Origin of the sequence: Aeromicrobium sp. (genome assembly GCF_036675695.1) — a bacterium.
GTDB lineage: Bacteria > Actinomycetota > Actinomycetes > Propionibacteriales > Nocardioidaceae > Aeromicrobium.
The window spans coordinates 1-26,030 of the sequence record NZ_JAKFEL010000211.1 but is presented as its reverse complement, the minus strand read 5'-3'; the positions used below and the strand labels follow the sequence as shown (position 1 = coordinate 26,030).

General features: G+C 66.0%; 25 protein-coding genes. 19 read left to right on the top strand and 6 right to left on the bottom strand.

The window, feature by feature from the left end; genetic code table 11:
* Positions 1-28 precede the first annotated feature (28 nt).
* Both V6M39_RS13505 and hemB read left to right on the top strand, forming a co-directional pair.
* Positions 29-1,654: a uroporphyrinogen-III synthase gene (locus V6M39_RS13505; RefSeq protein WP_442880806.1), complete on the top strand. Its 1,626-nt coding sequence runs from the start codon at positions 29-31 to the stop codon at positions 1,652-1,654.
* Positions 1,655-1,657: 3 nt separating this feature from the next.
* A complete protein-coding gene (gene hemB / locus V6M39_RS13500) occupies positions 1,658-2,635 on the top strand; it encodes a porphobilinogen synthase (RefSeq protein WP_332644333.1) in 978 nt (325 codons plus the stop codon).
* Between the two features lie 181 nt (positions 2,636-2,816).
* Here the strand turns inward: hemB and V6M39_RS13495 are convergent, their stop codons facing one another.
* Positions 2,817-3,989 (bottom strand): lytic transglycosylase domain-containing protein, encoded by a 1,173-nt coding sequence (locus tag V6M39_RS13495; RefSeq protein ID WP_332644332.1) that lies wholly within the window; start codon positions 3,987-3,989, stop codon positions 2,817-2,819.
* A gap of 166 nt (positions 3,990-4,155) precedes the next feature.
* Here V6M39_RS13495 and hemL point away from each other — a divergent pair, with 166 nt between their 5' ends.
* The 8 genes from hemL to V6M39_RS13455 all read left to right on the top strand — a co-directional run bounded on the left by hemL (position 4,156) and on the right by V6M39_RS13455 (position 12,105).
* Positions 4,156-5,475, top strand: coding sequence for a glutamate-1-semialdehyde 2,1-aminomutase (hemL, locus tag V6M39_RS13490; protein ID WP_332644331.1), 1,320 nt, complete (start codon positions 4,156-4,158; stop codon positions 5,473-5,475).
* Positions 5,475-6,125: a histidine phosphatase family protein gene (locus V6M39_RS13485; protein WP_332644330.1), complete on the top strand. Its 651-nt coding sequence runs from the start codon at positions 5,475-5,477 to the stop codon at positions 6,123-6,125. The genes hemL and V6M39_RS13485 overlap by 1 nt, the downstream gene beginning before the upstream one ends.
* 30 nt (positions 6,126-6,155) lie before the next feature.
* The gene (locus V6M39_RS13480) at positions 6,156-6,716 is read left to right on the top strand and encodes a TlpA family protein disulfide reductase (protein WP_332644329.1); all 561 of its coding nucleotides are present in this window, start codon (positions 6,156-6,158) and stop codon (positions 6,714-6,716) included.
* Positions 6,713-7,459: a cytochrome c biogenesis CcdA family protein gene (locus V6M39_RS13475; protein WP_332644328.1), complete on the top strand. Its 747-nt coding sequence runs from the start codon at positions 6,713-6,715 to the stop codon at positions 7,457-7,459. The genes V6M39_RS13480 and V6M39_RS13475 overlap by 4 nt, the downstream gene beginning before the upstream one ends.
* Complete coding sequence (resB, locus tag V6M39_RS13470) at positions 7,456-9,015, top strand: cytochrome c biogenesis protein ResB (RefSeq protein WP_332644327.1); 1,560 nt, start codon at positions 7,456-7,458, stop codon at positions 9,013-9,015. Before V6M39_RS13475 ends, resB begins: the two co-directional genes overlap by 4 nt.
* On the top strand, positions 9,012-9,944 hold the full coding sequence (gene ccsB / locus V6M39_RS13465) for a c-type cytochrome biogenesis protein CcsB (RefSeq protein ID WP_332644326.1): 933 nt from the start codon (positions 9,012-9,014) through the stop codon (positions 9,942-9,944). The genes resB and ccsB overlap by 4 nt, the downstream gene beginning before the upstream one ends.
* 203 nt (positions 9,945-10,147) lie before the next feature.
* Positions 10,148-11,050: an ABC transporter ATP-binding protein gene (locus tag V6M39_RS13460; RefSeq protein ID WP_332644325.1), complete on the top strand. Its 903-nt coding sequence runs from the start codon at positions 10,148-10,150 to the stop codon at positions 11,048-11,050.
* Positions 11,047-12,105 carry an ABC transporter permease gene (locus V6M39_RS13455; RefSeq protein ID WP_332644324.1) on the top strand — a complete coding sequence of 353 codons (1,059 nt, stop codon included), beginning with the start codon at positions 11,047-11,049 and terminating at the stop codon, positions 12,103-12,105. Before V6M39_RS13460 ends, V6M39_RS13455 begins: the two co-directional genes overlap by 4 nt.
* Here the strand turns inward: V6M39_RS13455 and V6M39_RS13450 are convergent.
* Positions 12,102-12,374 (bottom strand): PLDc N-terminal domain-containing protein, encoded by a 273-nt coding sequence (locus tag V6M39_RS13450; RefSeq protein WP_332644323.1) that lies wholly within the window; start codon positions 12,372-12,374, stop codon positions 12,102-12,104. The two genes, V6M39_RS13455 and V6M39_RS13450, sit on opposite strands and share 4 nt — an antisense overlap.
* A gap of 69 nt (positions 12,375-12,443) precedes the next feature.
* Between V6M39_RS13450 and V6M39_RS13445 the strand changes: the two genes are divergently transcribed.
* Positions 12,444-12,710 (top strand): DUF4229 domain-containing protein, encoded by a 267-nt coding sequence (locus V6M39_RS13445; protein ID WP_332644322.1) that lies wholly within the window; start codon positions 12,444-12,446, stop codon positions 12,708-12,710.
* A complete protein-coding gene (locus tag V6M39_RS13440) occupies positions 12,691-13,773 on the top strand; it encodes a PLP-dependent cysteine synthase family protein (RefSeq protein ID WP_332644321.1) in 1,083 nt (360 codons plus the stop codon). The genes V6M39_RS13445 and V6M39_RS13440 overlap by 20 nt, the downstream gene beginning before the upstream one ends.
* On the opposite strand, the gene V6M39_RS13435 is transcribed toward V6M39_RS13440, so the two are convergent.
* On the bottom strand, positions 13,770-14,669 hold the full coding sequence (locus V6M39_RS13435) for a 1,4-dihydroxy-2-naphthoate polyprenyltransferase (protein WP_332644320.1): 900 nt from the start codon (positions 14,667-14,669) through the stop codon (positions 13,770-13,772). The two genes, V6M39_RS13440 and V6M39_RS13435, sit on opposite strands and share 4 nt — an antisense overlap.
* A 75-nt stretch (positions 14,670-14,744) precedes the next feature.
* On the opposite strand from V6M39_RS13435, the gene V6M39_RS13430 reads away from it, so the two are divergent.
* Positions 14,745-15,320 (top strand): hypothetical protein, encoded by a 576-nt coding sequence (locus V6M39_RS13430; protein ID WP_332644319.1) that lies wholly within the window; start codon positions 14,745-14,747, stop codon positions 15,318-15,320.
* The gene (locus V6M39_RS13425) at positions 15,317-16,354 is read left to right on the top strand and encodes an AMP-binding protein (protein ID WP_332644318.1); all 1,038 of its coding nucleotides are present in this window, start codon (positions 15,317-15,319) and stop codon (positions 16,352-16,354) included. The genes V6M39_RS13430 and V6M39_RS13425 overlap by 4 nt, the downstream gene beginning before the upstream one ends.
* On the opposite strand, the gene V6M39_RS13420 is transcribed toward V6M39_RS13425, so the two are convergent.
* Positions 16,351-17,946, bottom strand: a complete 1,596-nt coding sequence (locus tag V6M39_RS13420) for a hypothetical protein (RefSeq protein WP_332644317.1) — start codon at positions 17,944-17,946, stop codon at positions 16,351-16,353. The two genes, V6M39_RS13425 and V6M39_RS13420, sit on opposite strands and share 4 nt — an antisense overlap.
* Positions 17,947-17,980: 34 nt before the next feature.
* Positions 17,981-18,643 (bottom strand): SDR family oxidoreductase, encoded by a 663-nt coding sequence (locus V6M39_RS13415; protein WP_332644316.1) that lies wholly within the window; start codon positions 18,641-18,643, stop codon positions 17,981-17,983.
* 38 nt (positions 18,644-18,681) lie between these two features.
* On the opposite strand from V6M39_RS13415, the gene V6M39_RS13410 reads away from it, so the two are divergent.
* The 4 genes from V6M39_RS13410 (at position 18,682) to V6M39_RS13395 (ending at position 24,345) form a co-directional block, all read left to right on the top strand.
* Entirely contained in the window at positions 18,682-19,626 is a 945-nt protein-coding gene (locus tag V6M39_RS13410; RefSeq protein WP_332644315.1) for an o-succinylbenzoate synthase, read from the top strand.
* A complete protein-coding gene (gene menD, locus V6M39_RS13405) occupies positions 19,623-21,185 on the top strand; it encodes a 2-succinyl-5-enolpyruvyl-6-hydroxy-3-cyclohexene-1-carboxylate synthase (protein ID WP_332644314.1) in 1,563 nt (520 codons plus the stop codon). Before V6M39_RS13410 ends, menD begins: the two co-directional genes overlap by 4 nt.
* A 71-nt stretch (positions 21,186-21,256) precedes the next feature.
* On the top strand, positions 21,257-22,840 hold the full coding sequence (locus V6M39_RS13400) for a GMC family oxidoreductase (protein ID WP_332644313.1): 1,584 nt from the start codon (positions 21,257-21,259) through the stop codon (positions 22,838-22,840).
* A complete protein-coding gene (locus V6M39_RS13395) occupies positions 22,837-24,345 on the top strand; it encodes an aldehyde dehydrogenase family protein (protein ID WP_332644312.1) in 1,509 nt (502 codons plus the stop codon). Before V6M39_RS13400 ends, V6M39_RS13395 begins: the two co-directional genes overlap by 4 nt.
* An 87-nt stretch (positions 24,346-24,432) precedes the next feature.
* On the opposite strand, the gene V6M39_RS13390 is transcribed toward V6M39_RS13395, so the two are convergent.
* On the bottom strand, positions 24,433-24,597 hold the full coding sequence (locus tag V6M39_RS13390) for a hypothetical protein (RefSeq protein WP_332644311.1): 165 nt from the start codon (positions 24,595-24,597) through the stop codon (positions 24,433-24,435).
* 86 nt (positions 24,598-24,683) lie between these two features.
* Between V6M39_RS13390 and V6M39_RS13385 the strand changes: the two genes are divergently transcribed.
* A partial coding sequence (locus tag V6M39_RS13385; RefSeq protein WP_332644310.1) for an ATP-binding protein occupies positions 24,684-26,030 on the top strand: 1,347 nt, incomplete at its 3' end.

Below are 26,030 nucleotides of genomic sequence, written 5' to 3'. Positions count from 1 at the left end.
CCCCAGGCAGATAGAGAAAAGGAACACCGTGACAATCACCAATGCGATGCCAGCACCGTCGACGCCGAGTCCCGGCTCACGCAAGGCCCCACGCGGCCACGTGAGCTTCGTGGGCGCGGGGCCGGGCGATGCCAGCCTGCTGACGGTGCGTGCTGCTGAACTGCTCGCCCAGGCTGATGTCGTCATCACGGAACTGCCCGAGCAGGAAATCCTCGTCACCAACGGCGCCGAGATCATCGACGGCGGAGTAGGAGAGGACGGCGAGCAGCTGACACACGCAGCGCGCGCCCGACTCGTCGTACGCCACGCCAAGACCGGTGCCAACGTCGTCCGGCTCATTTCTGGAGACCCGTTCACGTACGCGACAGGGCCCGAAGAGGCGTCCGCGTGCACCAAGGCCGGTATCGGCTTCGAGATCGTGCCTGGCATCTCCTCGGTCTCGGCCGTCCCCGCGTACGCCGGTGTGCCGCTGACCAACCGCACGCACCGCGAATACTCCGTGGTCAGTGTCGGCGACTCGACGATCCATTGGGGTGACCACGCGGGTCAGCAGACTCTCGTGCTGCTCTCGGCCGTTGCCCGCATCGGCGAGGCCGCTCGCGGGCTCATCGACGCCGGTCGCTCGCCCGAGACGCCGGTCGCCATGACTCGAGTCGGCACGACGACCGAGCAGACCACGGTCGTCTCGACGCTCGCTGACATCGCCGCAGACGCCAAGGCTGCCGGTATGACTGCTCCGGCGATCACGGTCGTCGGCGAGGTCGTCACGATGCGCGAGGCGCTGTCATGGTTCGAGACCAAGCCGCTGTACGGATGGCGCATCCTGGTGCCCCGCACCAAGGAGCAGTCCGCCGGACTCGCAACCCGCCTGCGTGGCTACGGCGCGATCTCGGAAGAGGTCCCCACGATCTCGGTCGAGCCGCCCCGCAACCCGCAGCAGATGGACAAGGCCGTACGCGGACTCGTCGAGGGTCGCTACGAGTGGATCGCATTCACCAGCGTCAATGCCGTCAAGGCCGTCCGCGAGAAGTTCGAGGAGTACGGGCTCGACGCTCGCGCGTTCTCGGGTCTCAAGGTTGCTGCTGTTGGCGACAAGACCGCTGAAGCCATCGCCACGTGGGGCATCCGCGCCGATCTCGTCCCCACGGGCGAGCAGTCGGCGCGCGGTCTCCTCGAGGACTGGCCGCCGTACGACGACCTGCTCGACCCGATCAACCGGGTGTTCCTGCCTCGCGCAGACATCGCCACGGAGACTCTGGTCGCCGGGCTCATCGACCTGGGCTGGGAGGTCGACGACGTCACGGCCTACCGCACCGTCCGGGCAGCGCCGCCGCCGGCGCCCGTCCGCGAGGCGATCAAGACCGGCAAGTTCGACGCTGTGATGTTCACGTCGTCGTCCACGGTCCGCAACCTCGTGGGCATCGCTGGCAAGCCGCACACGTCGACGATCATCGCGTGCATTGGCCCAGCCACGGCCAAGACTGCTGAGGAGCACGGCCTGCGGGTCGACGTCCTCGCGGAGTCCCCGTCGGTCGACGTACTCGCTGACGCGCTCGCCGAGTTCGGTGCCGCTCGTCGTCTGGCGTTCCTGGACGCTGGCGAGCCGGTCACCAAGCCGTCGCAGCGTCGTCCTTCGACTCGGCGCAAGGCCTGACACATGTCGTTCCCCGCTGACCGTCCCCGTCGCCTGCGCCAGTCGCCGGCGATGAGGCGGTTGGTGTCGGAGACGCACGTCGAGCCGTCGCAGCTGGTGCTGCCGCTGTTCGTCGCCGAAGGGCTCAGCGAGCCTCGCCCGATCTCGAGCATGCCGGGCGTCGTCCAGCACACGCGCGAATCGGCCCGCAAGGCGTACTCCGAGGCCGCTTCCCTGGGGCTCGGCGGCGTGATGTTGTTCGGTATTCCAGAGCACAAGGACGCCGTTGGGTCAGGTTCGCTTGATCCGAACGGCATCCTCAATGTCGCTCTGCAGGATGCTCGCGCGGAGGTCGGTGAGGACCTCGTGATCATGTCCGATCTGTGCCTTGACGAGTTCACGGATCACGGTCACTGCGGAGTGCTCGACGCGACGGGTCGCGTCGACAATGACGCGACGCTCGAGATCTATGCCCAGATGGGTGTCGTCCAGGCTGCATCCGGTGCGCAGGTGGTTGGGCCCAGCGGGATGATGGACGGCCAGGTCGCCGCCGTACGCGAGGCTCTCGACGCCGCCGGTCACTCCGACACCGTGATCCTGGCGTATGCCGCGAAGTACGCCTCGGCGTTCTACGGGCCGTTCCGTGAGGCTGTCGATTCGTCGCTGCAGGGCGACCGCAAGACCTATCAGCAGGATCCCGCCAACGGCCGCGAAGCCGTACGCGAAGCCCTCCTCGATGTAGCCGAAGGTGCCGACATCGTCATGGTCAAGCCGGCGCTGTCCTACCTCGATCTGATCGCGGACGTACGCGCCGCTGTCGACGTACCGGTCGCCGCCTACAACGTCTCGGGCGAGCTGGCGATGGTCGAAGCGGCAGCCGCCAATGGCTGGATTGATCGCGAGCGCGCGATCGACGAAGTGCTGCTGTCGATCCGCCGTGCCGGCGCCGACATCGTGCTGACCTACTGGGCCGCCGAAGTAGCCGCCCGCCTCAACCGCTGACGGACTCGCCGCGCGCAGCCAGCCAAGCCCGCTCGTGTTCACCGTCAGGGCCGTTCTGACGCTCGCTCGAGCCCGTCGGGTCGCGAGGTTTCGATACGTCGGCCGTGGGCGGCCTCCTACTCAACCAGCGGAGATGAGAAAGGCCCCGATCCGAGGATCGGGGCCTTTCACAATGTTCAGATCAACTGAGCAAGCTGGTGATGCAGTTTGTGAGCTTGACCAGGTCGAGCGAGGAAATGCCCGAGGCGAGGCACTGGGTCTTGGCCTGAGCCCAAGTCAGCGTGGACGGCTGAGACGTCGAGGACCCGGAGTCGCCGCCTCCGGAGAGGTCGTCGAGGAGGCCGCCCACGAGACCGGTGAGGCCACCGCTGGTCGTGGTGCCGCCATCAGTGCCACCGCCAGTGCCGCCATCGGTACCACCGGTGCCGCCATCGGTACCGCCGTCAGTGCCACCGTCGGTTCCCTTGGGCGGCTTGTTGGCTTGCTCCTCAGCCTTCTTGGCCTTCTTGCGCTGGGCCTCTGTGAGGGTCTGGTCGTTGCTCTGGCTGGTCAGGACCGACGCAGTCGAGAAGTCGTTCGGCGTCTGGGTGAACTCGCCGGCCGCGTAAGCCGCCGAGACCTGGAGGACCAGGTCGACGTACGACTGCGAGTGGTTGTAGCGACTCACTGCAGCCGCAGCACCCTGCTCGGTGGAGAGGTTGCCGGGACCGGCGCAAAGGTAGATGCCTGCCGACGTCGCAGCGTCATCGATGTCCTGGGGGTTCTTCATCCCGTCGTTGTCGGAGTCGACTGCGACGGACTTCCAGGTGCTGGGGATGAACTGCATCGGACCGACTGCGCGGTCGTAGACCGAGTTCTTGTCGATGGCGCCGCTGTCGGTGTCGCTGATCTTGGCGCGGCCGTCGTTGCCGTCGAGCGGGACACCGTAGATGCCTGGCTTGGCGATGCCGTCTGCGCTCAGCGAGTTGCCGTCGCTGCGACCGTGGTTGCTCTCAACGCGGCCGATGGCTGCGACAAGGTTCCACGGAAGATTGCAGGATCTGTCAGCATTGCCGAGCAGAGTCTCGGCGCGACGGTATGCGTAAAGAGCTGCCGAAGGAATGCCGTTGGTCGACAGCGTCGCCACTGTGCCGTTGAGTCCCGCGCGGGGGTCGATGCCGCCGGGCGTCTCCTGGACGCTGGCCGGCTGATCGAAAGCGGTCGACGGAACGTCGGGGACGGCTCCGCCGCCACTGCCGTCCGAGGCTGTTGCAAAGGTCGAGTTGGTCAGCGCAGCTCCCCATGCGCCAACCAGAACTGCCATCGGTACCAAGGCGCTGGCCTTCTGCCACCGAGTGAGCTTGCGTGCTCCCATGTGTTCTTGCCCTCCAACATACGTACATCGAGTAACTGGATGTTACAGCGAATGTGGACCGTCGTGGAAATAGTCCGGATATGAGAACAACGAGGCCCACGGGGCATTGTTACGCGTACATGACGCCGCCGACTCATGCGATGGCACCACTTGGGACAATGGTGCGGTGACCCCGACGCCGGCCTCCCAGAGACTTTTCGATCGCGCCCTCGCTGTGTCGCCGGGTGGGGTCAACTCACCGGTACGCGCGTTTCGCGCCGTCGGTGGCACTCCTATCTTCATGAAGTCGGGCTCTGGAGCCTGGCTGACTGACGTCGACGGCAAGACGTACGTCGACCTTGTCGGCTCCTGGGGACCGATGTTGCTCGGGCACGCACACCCCGGGGTGCTCGCTGCGGTTGACGCCGCTGTCTCCCACGGCACCTCGTTCGGAACACCATCCGAGCCCGAGGTCCTACTCGCCGAAGAGATCGTCGCCCGGACGTCCGTCGACTCCGTACGGCTCGTCTCCTCGGGCACTGAGGCGACGATGTCGGCGATCCGCCTCGCCCGGGGATTCACAGGACGCGACAAGATCGTGAAGTTCGCCGGTTGCTATCACGGCCACGTCGATGCGCTGCTTGCCGAAGCCGGATCCGGAGTTGTCACTCTCGGCATACCCGGTACGCCCGGAGTGCCGGCACATGTCACGGCCGACACGATCGTGCTGCCCTTCAACGATCGGGCCGCGGTCGAGGCGGCGTTCGCCGAGTACGGCTCCGACATCGCCTGCCTCATCACCGAAGCTGCTCCGGGCAACATGGGCGTCGTCCCGCCTGCTGCCGGATTCAACGCGTTCCTGTCCGAGATCTGCTCTGCCAACGGGGCGCTCTTCATCAGCGACGAGGTCATGACCGGATTCCGCGTCACCTCCGCAGGTCACTGGGGCGTCGACGGCAAAGTCGAGGGCTGGAGCCCCGACCTGCTGACCTTCGGCAAGGTCATGGGTGGCGGCTTCCCGGCAGCAGCATTCGGTGGTCGCGCTGACGTGATGAACCTGCTCGCACCGGTCGGCCCGGTCTATCAAGCCGGCACGCTGTCGGGCAATCCGATCGCCACCACAGCCGGCCTTGCAACGCTGAAGCTGGCGACTCCTGACGCGTACGACCGCCTCGACGCAACGTCAGCTGAGTTGCAACGCCTGGTCGGCGAAGCGCTCACGGCCGAGGGCGTCCACCACGTCCTGCAGAACGCAGGCAACATGTTCAGCGTCTTCTGGGGCGTGACGGACGAGGTCGCCAACTTCGCCGATGCACAGGGGCAGGAGGCGTGGCGTTACAAGGCGTTCTTCCACGCCATGCTCGACGCCGGTGTCTACCTCCCCCCGAGCGCATTCGAGTGCTGGTTCGTCTCGGCCGCACACGATGCAGAGGCACTCTCTAGAATTGCCGAGGCGCTCCCCGGCGCCGCGCGCGCCGCAGCACGAGCCGAAAAGGAAGACGACTGATGACCGAACGCACGATCGTGCACCTGATGCGCCACGGCGAGGTTCACAACCCCGACGGTGTGCTCTACGGCCGCCTCCCCGAGTACTTCCTGTCCGACCTCGGCCACCAGATGGCAGCCGCGGCTGCCGATTGGCTGTCGAAGAACGAGATCGTGCACCTCGTTGCGTCCCCACTCGAGCGCGCGCAGCAGACGGCCGAGCCGCTGTCGAAGATCCTCGACGTGCCGATCCACACCGATCCCCGTGTCATCGAGGCAGGCAACCAATTCGAGGGCAAGACGTTCGGCGTCGGCGACGGTGCGCTCAAGCGCCCGCAGAACTGGTGGAAGCTGCGCAACCCCCTTCGTCCCTCGTGGGGTGAGCCCTACAAGGAGATTGCGGCCCGTATGAAGGCTGCCATCGACGATGCCCGCGAAGCCGCTCGCGGCCACGAAGCCGTGATCGTGTCGCACCAGTTGCCCGTATGGACGGCCCGTCGCGCGTACGAGAAGAAGAGCTTCGTCCACGATCCCCGCAACCGTGAGTGCTCGCTCGCCAGCCTCACCAGCCTGACCTTCGATGGCGACGAGTTCGTCGGCCTGACCTACGCCGAGCCAGCCGGTCATCTGATCCCCGAGGCGCTGCGCAAGAAGTTCGTCGGCGGCGCATAACCAGTGAGGCACAGGCAGCGTCTCGTTGCGGTGCTATCCCTGATTCTTGGGGGAGCGCTCGTCCTGGTCGCCGGGTGCAGCGGTGCCGGCAACCGCGGCTCGACCGGCGGATACGTCAGCGCCAACGGCGCGATCACCAGGGTCGATCCCGCCGACCGCAAGCCGGCGCCGACCCTCGAGGGCAAGGATCTCGACGGCAAGCCGTTCACGTCCGAGACCTACGCGGGCAAGACGCTCGTCGTCAACGTCTGGGGCTCGTGGTGCCCGCCGTGCCGCAAGGAGGCGCCTGCGCTCAAGCTCGTCTCCGACGAGTACGCCGACAAGGGCGTTCAGTTCGTCGGCATCCTCGTACGCGACGACGTGGCATCGGCCCGAGCGTTCAACCGCAAGCACGACATCACGTACCCGAGCATCGACGACTACTCCAACCGCAACGGTCTCGGCTTCGCCTCGTCGCTCCCGGCACAGGCGATCCCGACGACCTGGATCATCGACTCGAAGGGCCGCGTCGCCGTACGTATCGTGTCCGAGAACCTCACGGCGTCGACCCTGTCCGGGCTGATCGATGACGTACTGGCTGGTGTCGCGTGACCGACTGGTTCGTCGACACGGTCGGTTCGGGGTCTTTGATCCTGGCTGTCCCGATCGCAGTGCTCGCCGGTCTCGTCTCGTTCTTCTCGCCGTGCGTGCTTCCGCTGCTGCCGGGCTACCTCTCCTACATGACCGGTGTCGGCGTGCAGGATCTCGACACCGCACGTCGTGGCCGGATGCTGATCGGCTCGGTCCTGTTCGTGCTCGGCTTCTCCATCGTGTTCGTCGCGGGCGGCACTCTGTTCGGCTCAATCGGCCTGCGCTTGGCTGAGCATCAGCGCACGGTCTCGATCGTGATGGGCATCGTCGTGATCTTGCTCGGGCTCGTGTTCATGGGGTTCATCCCGCTGATGCAGCGCGAGTACAAGATCCATGCCGTCCCGGCCGTCGGCCTCGCGGTTGCTCCGCTGCTCGGCGCGCTGTTCGCCTTCGGCTGGATCCCATGCATCGGTCCGACGCTCGGAACCGTGCTCACCCTCGCCGGCACCGAGGGCACCGCCGCTCGGGGCGCGTTCCTCTCCTTTGTCTATTGCCTCGGCCTGGGCATTCCCTTCGTGCTCGCCGCACTAGGGTTCGGACGCTTCATGCGTGCGATCGCATGGGTCAAGCAGAATCAGCGCGCCGTGAACGTCGCCGGCGGTCTGATGCTCGTTGGGGTCGGGATCCTGCTGGTCACCGGCGCGTATGACGCGTTGGTCGACAACCTGCGCAGCACCTTCGGCACCGGGACGTCAGCGATATGAGCACTGACGGTCAGAACGCAGTCCCCGCGCTGGGCAGCCGCGAGTTCACCAGGTGGTTCTGGCGTCAGCTGACGTCGATGCGTACGGCACTGTTCCTGCTGCTCCTCCTCGCGATCGCGGCGGTCCCGGGATCGCTCGTGCCGCAACGCGGTGTCGACGCGCGAGCCACCGAGGCGTACCTGATCGACCACCCCAAGCTCGGTCCGATCCTCGACAACCTCGGCTTCTTCAGCGTCTACACGTCACCGTGGTTCAGCGCTGTCTACCTGCTGCTGCTCGTCTCTCTGGTCGGCTGCATCCTGCCGCGATCGTTCGTCTACCTCCGCGCGCTGCGGGCCAGGCCACCCAAGGCGCCCAAGAACTTCAGCCGGCTGCCCGCGTCTGCGTCGTTCGAGACCGAGGCTTCGATCGATCAAGTCGCCGCTGTCGCTCGCAAGGTGCTGCGCTGGGCGAGGGTCGACGTCGTCAGCGACAAGGACCGGGTGGAGGTCAGTGCCGAGAAGGGCTTCCTGCGCGAAGCCGGCAACCTCGTCTTCCACGTCAGCGTTGTCGTGGTGCTGGTCGGCGTCGCCGTGGGCACGCTGTTCGGTTACCGAGGATCGTCGATCGTGACGGAGGGTGACGGCTTCTCGAACGTCCTGACCCAGTACGACGAGTTCGGTTCCGGGTCGCTGTTCGACACTGACGACCTTCCACCGTTCTCCTTGCAGCTCGACGAGTTCACCGCGAAGTTCCAGCCGCTCGGCAGCGCCCAGGCAGGAGCGCCGCGCCTCTTCCGCGCCGAGGGTACGTACGAGACCAAGCCAGGCGAGGCTACGAAAGCGTTCGACATCACGGTCAACCACCCGCTGTCGATCGACGGCACATCCGTCTATCTCGTCGGCCAGGGCTATGCACCGGTCATCAAGGTGACCGACGCCCAGGGCGATGTCGTGTTCGAGGACGCCGTTCCTTTCCTGCCAACCGACCCGTCATACACGTCGAACGGCGTGGTGAAGGTGCCGGGCGCCGAGCCCGAAGAGCTTGGCTTCCAGGGGTTCTTCCTCCCGACTGCGATCTCCGGCGACGACGGGATCTCGATCTCGGCCTTCCCCGCCGCAGCCAATCCGCTCCTCGGACTCTTCGTGTGGCACGGCGATCTGGGCCTGGACGACGGTCTGCCGCAGTCGGTCTACGTGCTCGACAAGACCAACATGAAGCAGTACCTCGGTCCCAACGGCAAGGGGTTTCGCATCAGCTTGAGCCGCGGCCAGGAGGCCGACCTACCGGACGGAGGGACGATCGAGTTCGTCGAGCTGCGCCAGTTCGTACGGTTCCAGTTCAGCTCGTCGCCGTTGGTCAAGGTGCCGCTGGTCGGGATCGTGGCTGGCCTGCTCGGCCTGATGGTCTCGCTGTCGGTCAAGCCGCGAAGGACCTGGATTCGAGCCCGCCGAGAAGGCTCACGTACCGTTGTGGATGTCGCTGCACTTGACCGAGTGCCGCGCGACGACCTGCCGGCTGACCTGGACGCGTTCCTCACCCGATTCAGGCAAGCACTGACACAGGAGAACCCATGACCTTGGAGCAGCTCGCCCAGTTCTCGAACTATGCGATCGCTTCGGCGACCGGTGTGCTGGCGCTCGCCTTCGTTGCGTACGTCGCGCAGTGGAGCTTCGCCCGCAACGTTGCGCCTGAGCGCGAGCTCGTCGCTGCCGGAAAGGGTGCCTCCGATCCAGAGCAGTCCGGCGAGGAGCGCAGCACCATGGCTGGCGGCATCGGCTTCTCGCTCACGATGCTCGCGGCGGTCATCTTGTTCGCTGGTGTCCTCGCTCGTGGTCTCGCGGCCGAGCGGGTGCCGTGGGGCAACATGTACGAGTTCGGGTGCGCTGCGATCCTCTTCGCGCTCACCTCGTACCTCGTGCTCGTGCGGGTCTGGTCGATCGACTGGGTCGGCCCGATCATCACTGGCTTCGGCACCGTCGTCCTTGGTCTCTCGATGCTGGTCTACGTGCCCGCCGGGCCGCTCGTTCCCGCGCTCCACTCCTACTGGCTGGTCATCCACGTGCTCGCCGCCATGATCTCTGGTGCGGCGTTCCTCGTCGGGGCCGCCGCGTCCGTGCTCTACCTGGTCAAGTCGCGCGCTGAGCGCAACACCCCGGAGGACGAGCGCGTCGGCTTCCTCTGGAGCATCCCGGACTCGGCACGCATCGATCAGATCGCCTATCGCGTGCACGCCTTCGCGTTCCCCATCTGGACGTTCGCGGCACTGATCGCCGGCCCGATCTGGGCGCAGTACGCCTGGGGCCGCTACTGGGGGTGGGACCCCAAGGAAGTCTGGGCGTTCATCACCTGGGTCGTGTACGCCGGATACCTGCATGCCCGCGCCACCGCTGGTTGGAAGGGCAAGGCCGCCGCGATCGTCGCATTGATCGGCTTTGCGACATTCGTGATCAGCTTTGTCGGCGTCAACCTGTTCGTTCCTGGTCTGCACGGCTACGCGAAGTGATCTGACCTGCCGGATAGTGTCGGTTGCATGGACCCGGGGCGCGGCTCGTTCCGCCCCCTACTCGCTGCGCTCGTGGGGGGACCCCCAGCCGCTCACTCCCGGCCTCGCGCTGGCGCTCGTCCGGGCCCGGCTGCTCGCTTCGCTCGCCCACGCTTTCCTCGCGTCGCGACGGGGTGGTTCGACCCACAGATAGTGTCGATCTCATGGGGGTAGAGATCAGAGCGAATGGGCTCGTGATGACGTATGGCGAAACACGGGCCGTTGACGATGTCAGCTTCACGGTCGCCTCTGGGGAGTTCTTCGGACTGCTCGGTCCCAACGGAGCCGGCAAGACCACGACACTTGAGATGATCGAGGGTCTTCGCAAACCGCAGGCAGGCACCGTCAGAGTCGGCGAGTTCGAGCCATGGAAGCGCGAGCCCGAGCTGCAGCGCCGTATGGGGGTGCAGCTGCAAAGCTCGTCATTCTTCGAACGACTGACTGCTCGCGAGCAGCTCGACACCTTTGGTGCGCTCTATGGCGTCCCGGCCGGGCGCACCGACGAACTGCTTGAACAAGTGGGTCTCGAGGTCAAGGCCAAGACCCGCACGGAGGACTTGTCGGGCGGCCAGAAGCAGCGCCTCTCCATCGCCTGCGCACTCGTCCACGAACCCGACATCGTCTTCTTCGATGAGCCGACCGCCTCGCTCGACCCGCAGGCCCGGCGAAACCTGTGGGACGTGTTGCGCCGGCTCAACGACTCCGGTCGTACCGTGGTGCTGACCACGCACCACATGGACGAAGCAGAAGCACTGTGTGACCGCGTCGCCATCATGGACTCTGGCAAGCTCCTCAAGCTCGACTCGCCGGCTGCGCTCGTACGCAACCTCGACGCACCAGTACGCATCAGCGTGGCGCCGGGCACCCTTTCGCTTGAGGATGCTCGGGCTCTGAGTGGTGGCGACGCTGTCAGCGACGGCGACTCGGAGCTGACGATCACGACCCGCGATCCGGCGCGCGTGCTGTCTGAACTTGCCGCGCGCGATGCGCTGGACGGTTTGAGCGTCAAGGGAGCGTCCCTCGAGGACGTCTTTCTACAGCTCACTGGCCGGGAATTTCGAGCATGAACACTCTCAGGGCACTGTCTACGGCGATGCTCAAGGGCTTCTTCCGCGACAGAATGTCGTTCTTCTTCGCCGTGATCTTCCCGCTGATGTTCTTGGTACTTTTCGGCGGCATCCTCACAGATCGGGGCCAGTCGAAAGCCAACATCATCCAGGTCGGCGCCGTCTCGATCCTCGACGATGCGCCGAAGGACGCCAAGGCGTTCTTCGACCAGAGCCTCGACATCACGAAGTCCACCGACGAGGCGGCGGCCATACGCGAGGTCAAGAAGGGTGATGCCGACGCCGTTGTCATGGAGAACGGCAACACCTTGGTGCTGCGCTTCTCGGAGGCCGACGCAGTCGGATCCGCGACGGTGCAAGGCATCTTCCAAGCCGTCGTGCAGTCAGCCAACATCACTGCGACCGGTGAATCTCCCAGGTACTCGCTCGAGGCGGACCAGGTCGAGGACGAGTCGCTGACGGCGATCCAGTACGTGACGCCAGGATTGTTGGGTTGGGCCATCGCGATGGGCGCAACGTTCGGCGCCGCTGCCAACCTCGTCGTGTGGCGCAAGAACGGTTTGCTGCGCCGCTTGCGGATCGCGCCGATTCCGACATGGACGGTGGTGGTCGCCCGCGTAGCCGTCAGCCTCGTCATTGCCGGCGTTCAGGCCGCGATCTTCCTCGGTGTCGGTGCGGTCCTGTTCGGGCTCAAACTGACCGGAGCATGGCCGATGGTTGTTCCGTTGATCATCGCCGGGACGTTGGCGTTCATGGCGATCGGCCTGTTGGCCGGAGCGGTCTCAAAGACGGAAGAGGCCGCGGTCGGCATCGCCAACTTCGTCGTGCTGCCGATGGCGTTCTTGTCAGGCTCGTTCTTCCCGCTCGACGCCGCACCCAGCTGGATCCAGTCGGTCGGCCAGGCGCTCCCGCTCAAGCACCTCAATGACGGGATGATGGATGTCATGGTGCGCGGGGAGGGTCCCGGTGCGGCACTCATTCCGATTGCCATTCTGCTCGGCTTCACCATCGTCGTGATTGCGATCGCGAGCCGCCTCTTCCGCTGGGACTCTTAAAGGCCGCGGAGATAATCCGGGTCGTCGTCTGGTCCTTTCGGACCGGGTGGTGGCGTCCAGCCGCCCCCGCTGCTTGGCTTGGGCGGAGCGGCGGGCTTCTGTCGACCGAACAACAGCCACAGCAGCGGTCCCACCGGCGCGAAGAACAGGATCAGGAACCACACCGGCTTGGGAAGAATCCGTACGCGCTCCTTCGGTGTCGCGACCAAGTCGAAGATCGCAAACACCAACAAGATGATGGCGAACGCAATGATCACGAATTTGCCCATGCGCTCAACCGTACCGGGGAGGCTGCAACCGAAAGCCGGCATCGGCCCGGCAACGATTAGGCTGCGGTCATGAAGGCATTTCTGACCTATACCGTCGCGCGTATCGCCGTGTTCGCCGTGACCTTCGGCATCGTCTGGGGCATCGCGTCGATCTTCTTCGAGTCGGGCAACACGTTCAGCCTGCTCGTGCTGCTCGTGGCCCTCATCCTGTCGTCGGTCGCCTCGATCTTCCTGTTGGCTGATCTGCGCAACAAGCTTGCCCTCAACGTCCAGCAGCGTGCCGAACGGATGACTGAACGTCTCGAGGAGTCGCGCCGTGCCGAAGACATCGACTGAGGAACGCGCATGGATTGCCGAAGCGATCCGCCGCGTCGACGCTGACGCCAACCGCAGCGCCGACACGCACATGCACGTGGTGCCGATCCCGGTGCCGGGTATCGATCTCTACCTCAAGGACGAGTCGGTCCACCCCACAGGCAGCCTGAAGCACCGGCTCGCGCGCTCGCTCTTCATGTATGCCTTGTGCAATGGCTGGATCGGTGAGAAGTCGACCGTCATCGAGGCCTCGAGTGGGTCGACGGCGGTCAGCGAGGCCTACTTTGCTCGGCTGATCGATCTACCTTTCGTTGCGGTGATGCCGGCCTCGACCAGCACCGAGAAGATTGCGCTGATCGAGTTCTACGGTGGGCGCTGCCACCTGGTCGACGACCCCGGAACGGTCTATGACGAGGCGCGGCGGCTCGCCACAGAGTGCGGCGGTCACTACATGGACCAGTTCACATACGCCGAGCGGGCAACCGACTGGCGTGGACACAACAACATTGCGGAGTCGATCTTCGAGCAGCTCTCTGCCGAACCGCATCCGTGCCCGAGCTGGATCGTGGTCGGCGCGGGGACTGGTGGCACCTCGGCGACAATCGGACGGTTTGTCCGCTACCGACGGTTTGACACGCGAGTCGCCGTGGCGGATCCCGAGAACTCAGCGTTCTACGCCGGATGGGAGTCCGACAGGTCCGACGTCACAACGGATACGCCCTCGCGCATCGAAGGCATCGGCCGTATGCGCATCGAGCCATCCTTCGTCGGCGGTGTCATCGACGACATGGTGCAGGTGCCCGACGCTGCCTCGGTTGCAGCGATGCGGTGGATTTCCGCGATCCTTGGCCGAACGGTGGGCCCTTCGACCGGCACCAATGTCTGGGCATCGCTGCAGCTGATCGGCCAGATGCGCGATGCCGGCGAGGAAGGCAGCGTCGTCACGTTGCTGTGCGATGGGGGAGAGCGCTACTCGCACACCTATTACGACGACACGTGGCTTGCTGAGCATGAGCTCGACATCACCCCGTACGCGGACGCCCTCGCCGAGTTCGAGAAGACCGGAGTCCTTCCGACGCCCTAGGCGCCGAGCGCCAGGCCGAGCGCGAGACCGCCGGCGTACACGAGCTCCGCGAGGCCAGTGTCTCGAAGAACGGGGATGAGCGCCGTGCCCTGTGCGCCAGAGGCGACAACCTGGCGGGCGCGCACGGCAAGTGGCACGAACGCGAGTCCGAGCAGCGCCCACGTGGTGAACACTGACGCCCAGACCAGGCATCCGAGCGCGACGAGCAGCAGCAGGACGTAGAAGCGGCGAGTGTTCGTTTCGCCGAGCAGGACAGCGAGCGTGCGCTTGCCGGACTCGGTGTCAGTCGGGATGTCGCGCAGGTTGTTGGCAACGAGGATGGCGCAGGCAAGCGCGCCGACGCCGATACCGACGGCGACGGAGAGCCAAGTGATGCGCTCGATCTGTACGTACGCGGTGCCGAGCACTGCGACAAGACCGAAGAACACGAAGACGCTGACCTCGCCCAGTGCGCGATAGCCGTACGGCGATGGCCCGCCGGTGTAGGTCCACGCGGCGACGATCGCGGCGGCGCCGACGAGCAACATCCACCACGAGCTGGTGGCTGCGAGGGCGAAACCGAGCGCTCCGCCGAGGGCGAGGAAGGCGAGAGCGGCGATCTTGACCTGGCGCGCCGGTACGAGTCCCGAGCCCACGAGTCGCAACGGGCCGACGCGATTGTCGTCGGTGCCCTTGATGCCGTCCGAGTAGTCGTTGGCGTAGTTGACGCCAATCTGTAGGGCGAGTGAGACGCCGAGCGCGAGCAGAGCCTTCCACCACACGACCGAGTCGGCAAAGGCGGCAACGCCCGTACCGGCAACGACCGGCGCGATGGCTGCGGGCAGGGTGCGGGGGCGCGCGCCCGCGATCCAGAGCTGGGTACGGGTCGGCGTGGTCACGAGCGACAAGTCTGCCACCACCACATCGTTGGGCAGGAGTGAGGTTGTCAACTTCGAGTTGACGAAGTCCATTCGTCAACATAGCGTTGACACATGGCCACCTCCGCACCAGACAGTTCAGCGCACGAGCTCGCTGATCTACTGGCGCAGGCGATCGCCAGGATCGACCCGACGATCGCCCGGCGCCTCGACACGGATCCGCAGGCCCACCTCGACCTCATCGTGCTCACCAGCCGAGCCCACGCCGAGACGCGCGCTCTCAACCTCTCTGCCGTGTCCTCCGCGCGTTCAGCGGGATGGAGCTGGGAGGCAATCGGCACTGCACTTGGCATGAGCAAGCAGGCTGCTCAGCAGCGCTTCGGCATCAAGTCCGACGACCACGAGGACTCGCCTGAACAGCGTCGTCTCGTCGGGCTGATCGCCGCCAACGAGATTGAACAGCTCAATGAGTGGGGTGCCCAGGGTTGGCACTCGATTGCGTACGGGCCGGGCTTCCACGACATCGAGAAGTCGAAGACGCGTTGGGAGCATCGCCGTGCTGTCGTCGGCAGTCGCCGTGCCCGCGACCTCGACAGCAAGGGCTGGGAACGGATCGGCACGATGTGGTTCCCGTGGATCTACTTCAAGCGTCAGGTCGCCAGCCCGCTCGAGCCTCCCGAGGCACCGTGAGCTTGCGTCCGGTCTCTGGGTCGCCGCGCGAGGTGTTGGCACTGCTCGAGCCGTGGGTTCGCGATGGGGGTGACCCGATCGTCGTCCGTACGTCTGGCAGCACCGGCGCTGCGAAGGATGTCGTTCTCTCCCATGCTGCCGTCATGGCGTCGGCTCACGCCGCGCTCGACCGCCTCGGCGGACCCGGGCAGTGGCTGTCAGCCATTCCGGCCACCGGGGTCGGCGGACTCCAGGTGCTGGTGCGCTCGATCGTCGCTGGCACCGAGCCGGTCTTCGATGATGAGTACGCCGATCTCCCCACAGCCATTGCTGCCATGACGGGGGAGCGGCGGTACGCGTCGCTGGTTCCCACTCAGCTCCACCGCCTGGCCGATCAGCTCTCCGTGCTCGCCGGCCTCGACGCGGTGCTGATCGGCGGCGCCGCCACGCCCGCGACCTTGCTGGCCCAGGCGCGCGATGCCGGCGTCAACGTCATCCGCACCTACGGGATGAGCGAGACCTGCGGCGGCTGCGTGTATGACGGCCTGCCTCTCGACGGAGTGCAGATGCGGATAGACGAGGAGCACCAGGTCCATCTCGCCGGGCCAATGCTCTTCGACGGATACGGCGACCCGGAGGTGCCAACCACGGTGTCTTCAACAGGCGTCGTCGATGGGTGGTTCGCCACCAACGATCTCGGCGAGATCGACGACGACGGCCGGCTCAGCATCACCGGGCGCAGCGACGATGTCATCATCAGCGGCGGTGTCAACGTCCCGCTGCCGACGGTGACCGAAGCATTGCGTAGCCATGAAGGTGTCGGCGATGCGATCGCGGTCGGCGTACCAGATGACGAGTGGGGCACCCGCGTCATCGCCTATCTCGTACCCGCCGATGCCGTATGCCTCGACGGGCTGCGCCTGGATGAGGTGCGCGATGCGATCGAGGCTGCCGGGCTCCCGCGTACGTGGGCTCCTCGTGAGGTGGTGCTCGTCGACGCTCTGCCGCTGCTGCCTGGCGGGAAGATCGACCGCGAGGCGCTGCGTCGCCGCTAGCCCTTGTCCCGTACCCGCACCATGCCGGTCAGCGTGGGCACGTAGAGCGAGCCGTCAGGCGACAGGGTGATGGGAGCGCCGTGGTTGTTGAACATCGTGCCGGTGCCAGTTCGCACCGAGTACTCCGTCTTGCCGGTCGCGGCCGACATCGCCGTGACGTACCAAGCCGCCACGCCCCACCGATTCGGCTCGACCGTGTAGGAGTAGACGAGGCCGTTCGCCAGCGAGACCTTCGGCACCGTGCTCGGTCCGATCTCATCGTTGACCCAGGCGACCTTGCACTCACGGTCGACACCGGAGCCGACTGCGTCGACCCGCGCGAAGCCACCGGGGAAGTCCCGACCCAGTGCAGCGCTGAGTGGATGGTTGTTGCCGTAGTTGTTCTCGACGACGACGCTGGCTTCGCCGACCGCGACGAGCGAGTTGTCGGTCGAGCTCTCTCCCTTGCCGAACACCGACACCTCGCACACGAGCGATCCGTCCTCGGCGTCATAGAACTGCACATGCATCCTCGGCTCGGCGTTGTCGGTGATGGCGACCAGACCGCTGGGGAGCACCGTTGGTGTCGTGCCACTGCCGGGGCTCAGTTGTCCGGACTTGTCGATGCCGCTATTGCGATACCCGGTTCGCCACAGGATCTTTGGCCCCGCGGCGTCGATGGCGAGCTTATAGAAGGCTCCATCGGTCACGACGTACAGGCCGTCCTCGTCGACGGAGACTGAGTTGGAGATGTCCTCCTTCAGGTCCAGGACCTTCGGAGGTGAGTCGGTGCCGGCGTGCCCGACTCGGCCGTGCCGGCTGACGAACCACGTGCCGTCGCCGTTCCAGTCGGGCATCAGTGCGATGACGCAGTCGTCCTTTGGTACGGCGTCGGTGAGGTCGATCGTGCGCTCGACCTTCAGCCGAGGATCGCCATCAGCGTCGGCAGTACTCACAACCCTGATCGTGCGGACCGTCGTACCGACGAATGCGGTGTCCTGGTCGTCGAGGTAGAAGTAGGCGCCGCCGCAGAGGTCCTCCCACGGCTTCTTGCCGGTAGTGCCGGTGCGGGCGGGCAGCTCAAGGGTGTCGACGGGGTCCATCGAGTCGGGATCGATGATGTGCATGACGGGCCCCGACACGGCGCCGCAGAGCGCGATGATCCGTTCTCGGGAGTCGAAGGCGAGCGTCGCGCACTCCTTGATGCCATACCAGGAGCTGTCGACCTCAGGATCCTTTCCGAGCGGGCCGGGCCCGGGGTACGCGTCGGAGGCCCAGCCGTCGTTGTGCATCGAACTGTTGCCATTGGGCGCGAGGCCGGGGTGCCTGGGGATGGTGAGGTCGATCGGCTGTGGGGTCGCTGCGTCACCGACGAACGATGGCGTCACGAGCAGGCCCCCGCCAGGCGGGATCGGCAGGCGGCCGTCGGGGATGATCACGATCGCGGTGGCAGCCGTTGCTATGGCTCCGACAAACACCAGTAGGTGTTTGCGGCTGGGTCGGAGCGCACGACGCACCGTCGGAACGAACAGGAGCACGATTGCGGCCAGCGACGCCCAAGGGCCGATGGCGAGGTATGTCGCCGCGGCCGCGATCAGGAAAAGGGTGCGCACGCACCACATAGTGCCCGGTCAGGGGTTCGCGGTCTCAGCCCTCAGCTGCAGCCAGCACGGCGGCCGCGATCGGGGTCGAACCGCTGACGACCTCCCACTGCCTGCCGATGGTCGACGGAGAGTCGATCGCGGTCACGATGAGAGCGGCGACATCCGCTCGCGGGATCTGCCCGCGCTCGACCGCCTCGGCGAGCTTGATGTGTCCCGTCGGCTCGTCATCCGTGAGGCCTCCTGGTCGCACGATGGTCCAGTCGAGCGTGCTGTCGCGCAGGGCGACGTCGGCGTCTCGCTTGGCGTCGACGTACGCAACCCACGTGTCCTCGGCGTCGTCGCCCACCGGGTTGTCGACGCCGATCGCCGAGATCTGCACGAATCGCCGTACGCCGGCGTTGGTCGCCGCCGCGATCGACTTCAGCGACCCACCGAGGTCTACGGTCTTCTTGCGCTCGATGTTGCCGTCGGGTCCTCCGCCGGCGGCAAACACGACAGCGTCGGCGCCCTCGAAGGCCGCAGCGAACTGGTCGATGGTGTCCTGTTCGATGTCGAGGATCCCGACCTCGGCACCGAGGCCCTCGAGCTCAGAGGTGTAGTCCGGGTTGCGGACCAGCGCCACGGGCTGGTGCCCGGCGTGGACCAGCTGGGGGATGAGGAGGCGGGCAATCTTGCCGTGGCCCCCGACAATCGCGATTCGGCTCATGACCTCGACGTTACGCGGCTGACGGTAAGTTGCCAGTCGTGCAGTTCCGGACCTTCTCCATCGCGATGCCGACGCCCTTTCGCGGCATCACGCGTCGTGAGGGCATGGTCGTCGAGGGCGCTGCGGGCTGGGCTGAGTTCAGCCCGTTCCTGGACTACGACGCCGCCGAGTCCGCGCCCTGGCTCGCCGCTGCACTCGACTCAGCCGAGCGCGGGTGGCCGGCTTCGCTGCGAGAACACGTCGCGGTGAACTGCACGGTCCCGGCCGTCGGCCCCGACGAAGCCGCGCGAATCGTACGAGCCAGCGGATGCGGGACTGCCAAGGTCAAAGTTGCTGAGAGGGGTCAGACCCTCGCCGACGACATCGCGCGGGTTGAGGCCGTGCGCGACGCAATCGGGCCTCGGGGAAAGGTGCGTGTAGACGCGAACGGCGGCTGGGCCGTCGATGAAGCCATCAGCGCGATCGTGGCACTCGACCTCGCCGCCGGAGGCCTCGAGTATGTCGAGCAGCCGTGTGCCAGCGTCGAAGATCTCGCCGCCGTGCGGCGCAAGGTCGACGTACTGATCGCGGCCGATGAGTCGATACGTCGCGCCTCAGATCCCATGCGCGTCGTCGAGCTCGAGGCCGCCGACATCGCTGTCCTCAAGGTGGCACCCCTGGGCGGGGTACACGCCAGCCTTCGGATCGCCGAGCAGATCGGCCTACCCGTCGTCGTGTCCAGCGCCGTCGAGACGTCGATCGGCCTGGCCTCAGGGCTGGCCCTTGCCGCCGCGCTGCCAGAGCTCCCATATGCCTGCGGTCTCGCCACCACTTCCTTGCTCGACGGTGACGTCGTGGCAGCTCCACTCGTACCGGTCGACGGGTACCTTCCTGTCGGCCGCCAAGTACTCGACGAAGCGGCATATGACACGGTTGAGGCAGATACCGAGACTGATGCCCGTTGGCAGCAGCGACTCCAAGACGTGAAGGCGGTGCTGGCATGAGCGCCACGGAAACCGCGCAGTACCTCATCCACCAGCTCATCGCCCGCGATGTCAAGGATGCCGTCATCGCGCCGGGTTCTCGGTCGGGTCCACTCGCACTTGCCCTGCATGCGGCGGACACGCAGGGGCTGATCAGGCTCCACGTCAGGGTCGACGAGCGCGAGGCGGGATTCCTGGCTCTAGGGCTCGCGAAGTCCTCCCGCCGTCCCGTCCCGGTCGTGACAACATCTGGCACGGCCGTCGCCAACCTTCACCCGGCCATGCTGGAAGCGCTCCACGCCGGTGTCCCGGTCATCGCCGTGACGGCCGACCGTCCGGGTCGCCTCCGTGGCACGGGTGCCAACCAGACAACTGAGCAGCGCAAGATCTTCCCCGGCATCCAGTTCACGTCGGATCCGTGGGAGGCCGTGAGGTTCACGGGTCCGCGACACCTCAACCTCGAGCTCGACGAGCCCCTGATCGAGCCGGTTGTGTGGGACTTCGCGGCCCGACGACCGACGGAGTCCTCGACGTTCATCGAGCCGTTGCTCGAGGTGGAGCTCGACCTTGGCCCGAAGACTGTCGTGGTTGCCGGTGACGACGCCCAGCAGCCGGCACGAGACCTTGCTGAGAGAGCCGGGTGGCCGCTGCTGGCCGAGCCGACGTCCGGATCGCGTACGGGCGACAACGCGCTGGCTGCCTACCGCCTGGTGCTCCAGCACTCGCCGCTCAACGCGCAGATCGAGCGCGTCGTGAGCTTCGGGCACTCGACGCTTTCCCGCCCCATCACCCAGCTGCTCAGCCGTACGGACATCGACATCGTGCATGTGGGCACGCGGGGCAACTTCCCGGTCCCGGCAGGCGGGAACGTCCGCTTCGTCGACGTGGTCGAAGCCGGTTCCGATGATGAGAGCTGGCTCGGTATGTGGCTCGAAGCCGACAAGGCCGCGAGTGGCGCGATCGACGATGTGCTCGACGGAACAACTCCATACGACGTCGCGCGCTCCATCAACCAGGCCGTTCCCCCCGATGGGTTGCTGTACGTCGGTTCCTCCAACCCGATCCGTGATCTTGATCTGGTGGCCGCGTCCTACCCGGTTGGCGAGCACCGGCTGATCCTTGGCAATCGCGGCCTCGCCGGCATCGACGGCACCCTTTCGAGCGCCGTCGGCGCTGCGCTCGGCCGATCGTCGAGCAGGGCCATCGCGTACGTCGGCGATCTGACATTCCTTCACGGAAGCAACGGCCTGCTCCTTGGACCAGGAGAACCACGGCCTGACCTGACGATCGTGGTGGCATCTGACGACGGCGGCAGCATCTTCGCAACCCTGGAGCAGGGCTCGCCGGAGTACGCCGCTTCGTTCGAGCGGGTCTATGCGACGCCGACTGGAGCGGACATCGGTGCCCTCTGCGCGGGTTACGGAGTTCCGCACCGCACGGTGGAGCCCATGGATCTTGCCGCTGCGCTCGAGGAACAGTCGACCGGTATCCGCGTGCTCGAGGTACCTGTCGACCGGCTTGGCCGGCAGGATCTCGCGGCCGCGATCGACGCGGCAGTGCGTACCGTTTTGCAACCCTGACACACGTTGTGTCAGCGTCGTACCGACGGTAGGTTTGTGAGGCGCATCACGCGCACCCGCGAGAGGAACACATGCCTGACGAGACATTCGACTACGTCGTCATCGGATCGGGGAGCGCTGGCGGAGTGGTCGCCACACGCCTGAGCGAAGATCCGAGTGTCTCGGTCCTCCTTCTCGAAGCAGGACCCGAGGACGACGACGACATGATCCACCTCCCGGCGGGATTCCCGGCGCTGTTCAAGACCAAGTGGGACTGGGGCTACAAGACGACGCCGCAGAAGCAGCTCGCCGGGCGACGTGCCGATTGGCCGAGGATGAAGGCTCTCGGCGGCTGTTCGTCGATGAACGCCATGATCTACATCCGCGGCAACCACGCCGATTACGACGAGTGGCGGGATGCGTACGGTGCCACTGGTTGGGGTTTCGACGACGTTCTTCCCTATTTCAAGAAGTCTGAGGGCAACACCCGCCTGGGCGATCCGTTCCACGGAACGGACGGTCCGCTGCATGTCGAAGATCGGCGCTATTCGCACGAGCTGAGCAACGCTTTCGTCGAGTCGGCCGTGGCTGCCGGGTTCAAGCGCAACGACGACTTCAACGGCGCCGAGCAGGAGGGCGCCGGGCTCTACCAGGTGACCTGCAAGAAGGGTCGACGTTGGTCGGTCGCCGACGCGTACATCCACCCCAATCGCAAGCGACCAAACTTCACGGTTCGAACCGAGGCGCTTGTCATCAAGATCGAGCTCGAGGGCACCCGCGCAACCGGTGTCACGTTCCGCCATCAAGGGCTCACTCAGACCGTACGCGCGAATGCCGAGATCATCCTTTCTGCCGGCGCGGTCGCGAGCCCGCAGATGCTGATGCTCTCGGGCATCGGGCCCGGTGCCCACCTCCGCTCGCTGGGCATCAACGTCGCTGTGGATTCACCCGGAGTCGGCCAGAACCTCCAAGACCACCCGGTCTCTGGCGCGCTCTTCTACACCAAGGACACCACTGACCTCGCCGAGTTCCTGTCGCTCGGCAACGTGCTCAAGGCGCAGAAGGCTGGGCGGGGTCCGCTGACGTCCAACGTCGGCGAAGCGGGCGGATTCTTCAAGACTCGCGAAGACATGGCTGCACCAGACATGCAGTTCCACGTCGCGCCGTCCGGCTTCTACGACAACGGCCTGCACGAGCCCGTACGCCGTGGCCTGACGATCGCGTCGACTCTCGTGCGCGTCGAGAGCAAAGGCAGCATCAAGCTACGTTCGGCCGATCCCACGTGGCACCCCGAGATCGATGCGGGTTACTTCGACGACGGCGCCGATCTCGATGCCATGATCGCCGGCTACCGCACGGTCAAGGAGATCGTCAGCCAAGGGCCGCTCGCCAAGCTGATCGATGAGCCTTGGATCCCCGCGTCGATGGATCCGACCACGGACGAGATTGTCGCTGCTATCGGCCAGCTGTGTCAGACGCTCTACCACCCCGTCGCCACCTGTGCGATGGGCACGATCGAGGGCAGCGTTGTCGGCCCCGATCTCAAGGTCCACGGTGTCGAAGGCCTTCGGGTCGCCGACGCTTCGGTCATGCCCCGCGTACCGCGAGGCAACACCAACGCACCCGCCATCATGGTCGGCGAGAAGGCAGCCGACCTCATCAAGGAGTCACGATGACAGCAACGCTCGACAACCCGACCGCCACAGAGTCCAAGCCGACTTTCGAGTCACTCAACCCCGCGAACGGCGACGTCGTCGGCGTACACCCGATCGCGAGCAAGGCCGAGGTTGACGCTGCCGTCGCGCGTGCGCACGACGCAGCGGAGTGGTGGGGCGGGCTTTCCTTCAAGGAGCGTGAGGAATACCTGCTGACATGGCGCAGCGTCATGACGCGCCGCATCGCCCAGCTCGCGCAGCTGTCGAGCCTCGAGACCGGCAAGCCGACCGGCGATGCCCAGCTCGAGATCGTCATGGCGATCGACCACATCGCCTGGGCTGCCAAGCACGCCAAGAAGATCCTCGGTCCGCAGAAGGTGAAGTCCGGACTGCTGATGGCCAACCAGGCGTCGACCGTCGAGTACAAGTCGCTTGGCGTCGTCGGCGTGATCGGACCGTGGAACTACCCGGTCTTCACGCCGGTCGGCTCGATTGGCTACGCACTTGCCGCGGGCAACGCCGTCGTCTTCAAGCCCAGCGAGTACACACCCGGCGTGGGCCAGTGGCTCGCTGACACCTTCACCGAGGTCGTGGGTGGCCGTCCGGTGTTCCAGGTCGTGACCGGCCTGGGCGAGACGGGCAACGCGCTGTGCACCTCAGCGGTCAACAAACTGGCGTTCACCGGTTCGGGTGCCACGGGCAAGAAGGTCATGGCCGCGTGCGCTCAGAACCTCACCCCCGTCATCATCGAGGCAGGCGGCAAGGACTCGATGATCATCGACCAGGACGCCGACATCACGAAGGCGGCCGAAGCGGCTCTCTGGGGTGGCATGTCCAACGCCGGGCAGACCTGCATCGGCACCGAGCGGGTCTACGTGCACGAGAAGGTCTTCGACAAGTTCGTTGCCGAAATCGCCGAGCAGGCCAAGGTTCTCAAGGCCGAGCCCGGCGGACTGATCGGTCCGATCACGATGCCGTCGCAGATCGGCATCATCAAGAGCCACATCGATGACGCCATCGCCAAGGGTGCGACCGTCGTCACGGGCGGCTCCGATGCTGTCGGCGAGCGATTCGTACAGCCCACGATCCTCACGAACGTCCCCGAGAACTCCACGGAGATCACCGAGGAGACCTTCGGCCCGACGCTGGCAATCAACCCGGTCAAGAGCATGGACGAGGCGATCGAGCTCACCAACGCGACCAAGTACGGTCTCGCCGGCGCGGTGTTCGCGAAGAAGAACGGTGTCGACATCGCACGTCGCGTTCGCTCGGGCATGACCTCGGTCAACTCGGTCGTGGCGTTCGCTGGTGTTCCCTCGCTGCCGTTCGGCGGTGTCGGTGACTCGGGCTTCGGGCGCATCCACGGCCCCGACGGACTCAAGGAGTTCACGTACGCCAAGGCGATCACCCGGCAGAAGTTCAAGCCGCTGATGATGCTGACGTCGTTCGCGCGAGACGCCAAGACCGACGACAAAGCCGCCAAGCTGATCACGATGATGCACGGCGGTAAGAAGACGCTGAAGTAGGGCGTGCCTGCGCTCAGCCAATGGTTGGGTCGATCTGAGGTAGTCGGTCCTTGCAGATACGGATTTTGCCCGATGTGTGGGGCTACCTCAGAGGACGAGGATCAAGTCATGATCCTCAATCCAGAAGCATTCGTACGGGCCGACCACCAGCGTCGTCTCGAAGTCGGGACGCGTCAGCCGGCGCCCTCGGAGACCCAGTGCAACCCCTGCCGCACCTCTGCGCCGAGGGTGCGACTCCTTGGCGCGCTCCATGACGCGCTCGTCCCCTCCCGCGTTCGTCTGACGTGAGCGCTGGCACGGACCTCAAACCGTCGGCCCCTTCGTGCATGATTGGCTGCATGGCCGCCGACCGGAGTCCCGTGACACCTCTCGTCGGACGGGCCGCCGAGCTGCAGCAACTGCTCGCCGCCGCCGGCATCGTCGACAGTCGCAGCGGTGATGCCGTTCTCCTCGGTGGAGATGCCGGAATCGGCAAGACACGACTGCTGCGTGAGCTCGTCGACCGAGCCGACGCCGCCGGCCACCGTGTGCTCGTCGGGCATTGCCTCGACCTCGGCGACAGCCACCTTCCGTTCCAGCCGTTCGTCGAGGCGTTCAGCTCGCTCGACGACCCCGAGCGGGATGAGCTGGCCGGCCGCTTCCCGGCGCTGGCACCACTTCTTCCGTGGAAGAGTGCCGACGAGTCCAACGAAGTCGATCGGACTGAGCTGTTCTCGTCGGTAGTCGCCGGACTCGATCACCTCGCACAGGAGCGTCCGATACTGCTCGTCGTCGAAGACGTCCACTGGGCTGATGGATCCACCCGGCATCTGATTCGCTACGTCCTCGCCCACACCTTCAGCCAACCCGTGCACGTCGTGGTCAGCTACCGCGCTGACGACCTGCACCGCCGCCACCCCCTCCGTCAGGCCGTTGCCGAGTGGGTGCGCCTCCCGGGCGTCCGTCGCATCGAGCTGAGCCCGCTGCCCGACGCCGACGTGCGCACGTTGATCAAGGACCGCGGTGCGGGTGATCTCGACGCCGAAGGTGTACGGGCTGTCGTGCGCCGAGCCTCCGGCAATGCGTTCTACGCCGAGGAGCTCCTCGATGCCGGCCTTGCCGATATTGAGTCGGCGCTGCCCGAGACACTCGCTGACCTCCTGCTGGTCAGACTCGACCGGCTGGAAGATGACGCCCGACTCGTCGTACGCGCCGCGTCATGCTCGGGAGGTCGCGTCACCGATCAAGTACTCGCCGCGGTTGTCGGACTCCCGACGGCTCAGCTCGACGACGCGCTGCGTTCGGCGATCGACCACAAGGTGCTGTCCCAGGTGGCCGGTGACTCCTACGGGTTCAGGCACGCGCTACTCGCCGAGGCCGTTCATGACGACCTGCTGCCGAGCGAGCGGCGCCGCATCAACCTCGCCTACATCTCCGCTCTCACCGCCGACGGCTCGCACGGGCCGGCCGCCGAGATCGCGATGCATGCCGCGGCGGCGGGTGACCTGACCCGCGCCTTCACCGCCAATGTCGAGGCAGCCGAGGATGCGGTCCGTGTTGCCGGCTATGACGAGAGTGCGCACCACTACGAGAACGCCCTCGAGATCGTCGATGCGGCACCCGAAGGCACCGATGTCGTCGGGCTGGTCGTGGCTGCCGCGGATGCCGTCCTCACGGCTGGCCACCTCTATCGCTCGCTCGCACTA

Excerpts from the sequence above, each read along its gene's own strand:
- V6M39_RS13400 (WP_332644313.1), top strand. The coding sequence starts at position 21,257 with ATGCCTGACGAGACATTCGACTACGTCGTCATCGGATCGGGGAGCGCT.
- V6M39_RS13460 (WP_332644325.1), top strand. The coding sequence starts at position 10,148 with ATGGGGGTAGAGATCAGAGCGAATGGGCTCGTGATGACGTATGGCGAA.
- menD (WP_332644314.1), top strand. The coding sequence starts at position 19,623 with ATGAGCGCCACGGAAACCGCGCAGTACCTCATCCACCAGCTCATCGCC.
- V6M39_RS13495 (WP_332644332.1), bottom strand. The coding sequence starts at position 3,989 with ATGGGAGCACGCAAGCTCACTCGGTGGCAGAAGGCCAGCGCCTTGGTA.
- V6M39_RS13395 (WP_332644312.1), top strand. The coding sequence starts at position 22,837 with ATGACAGCAACGCTCGACAACCCGACCGCCACAGAGTCCAAGCCGACT.
- V6M39_RS13390 (WP_332644311.1), bottom strand. The coding sequence starts at position 24,597 with ATGGAGCGCGCCAAGGAGTCGCACCCTCGGCGCAGAGGTGCGGCAGGG.
- hemB (WP_332644333.1), top strand. The coding sequence starts at position 1,658 with ATGTCGTTCCCCGCTGACCGTCCCCGTCGCCTGCGCCAGTCGCCGGCG.
- ccsB (WP_332644326.1), top strand. The coding sequence starts at position 9,012 with ATGACCTTGGAGCAGCTCGCCCAGTTCTCGAACTATGCGATCGCTTCG.
- V6M39_RS13430 (WP_332644319.1), top strand. The coding sequence starts at position 14,745 with ATGGCCACCTCCGCACCAGACAGTTCAGCGCACGAGCTCGCTGATCTA.
- resB (WP_332644327.1), top strand. The coding sequence starts at position 7,456 with ATGAGCACTGACGGTCAGAACGCAGTCCCCGCGCTGGGCAGCCGCGAG.
- V6M39_RS13415 (WP_332644316.1), bottom strand. The coding sequence starts at position 18,643 with ATGAGCCGAATCGCGATTGTCGGGGGCCACGGCAAGATTGCCCGCCTC.
- V6M39_RS13450 (WP_332644323.1), bottom strand. The coding sequence starts at position 12,374 with ATGGGCAAATTCGTGATCATTGCGTTCGCCATCATCTTGTTGGTGTTT.
- V6M39_RS13485 (WP_332644330.1), top strand. The coding sequence starts at position 5,475 with ATGACCGAACGCACGATCGTGCACCTGATGCGCCACGGCGAGGTTCAC.
- V6M39_RS13445 (WP_332644322.1), top strand. The coding sequence starts at position 12,444 with ATGAAGGCATTTCTGACCTATACCGTCGCGCGTATCGCCGTGTTCGCC.
- V6M39_RS13455 (WP_332644324.1), top strand. The coding sequence starts at position 11,047 with ATGAACACTCTCAGGGCACTGTCTACGGCGATGCTCAAGGGCTTCTTC.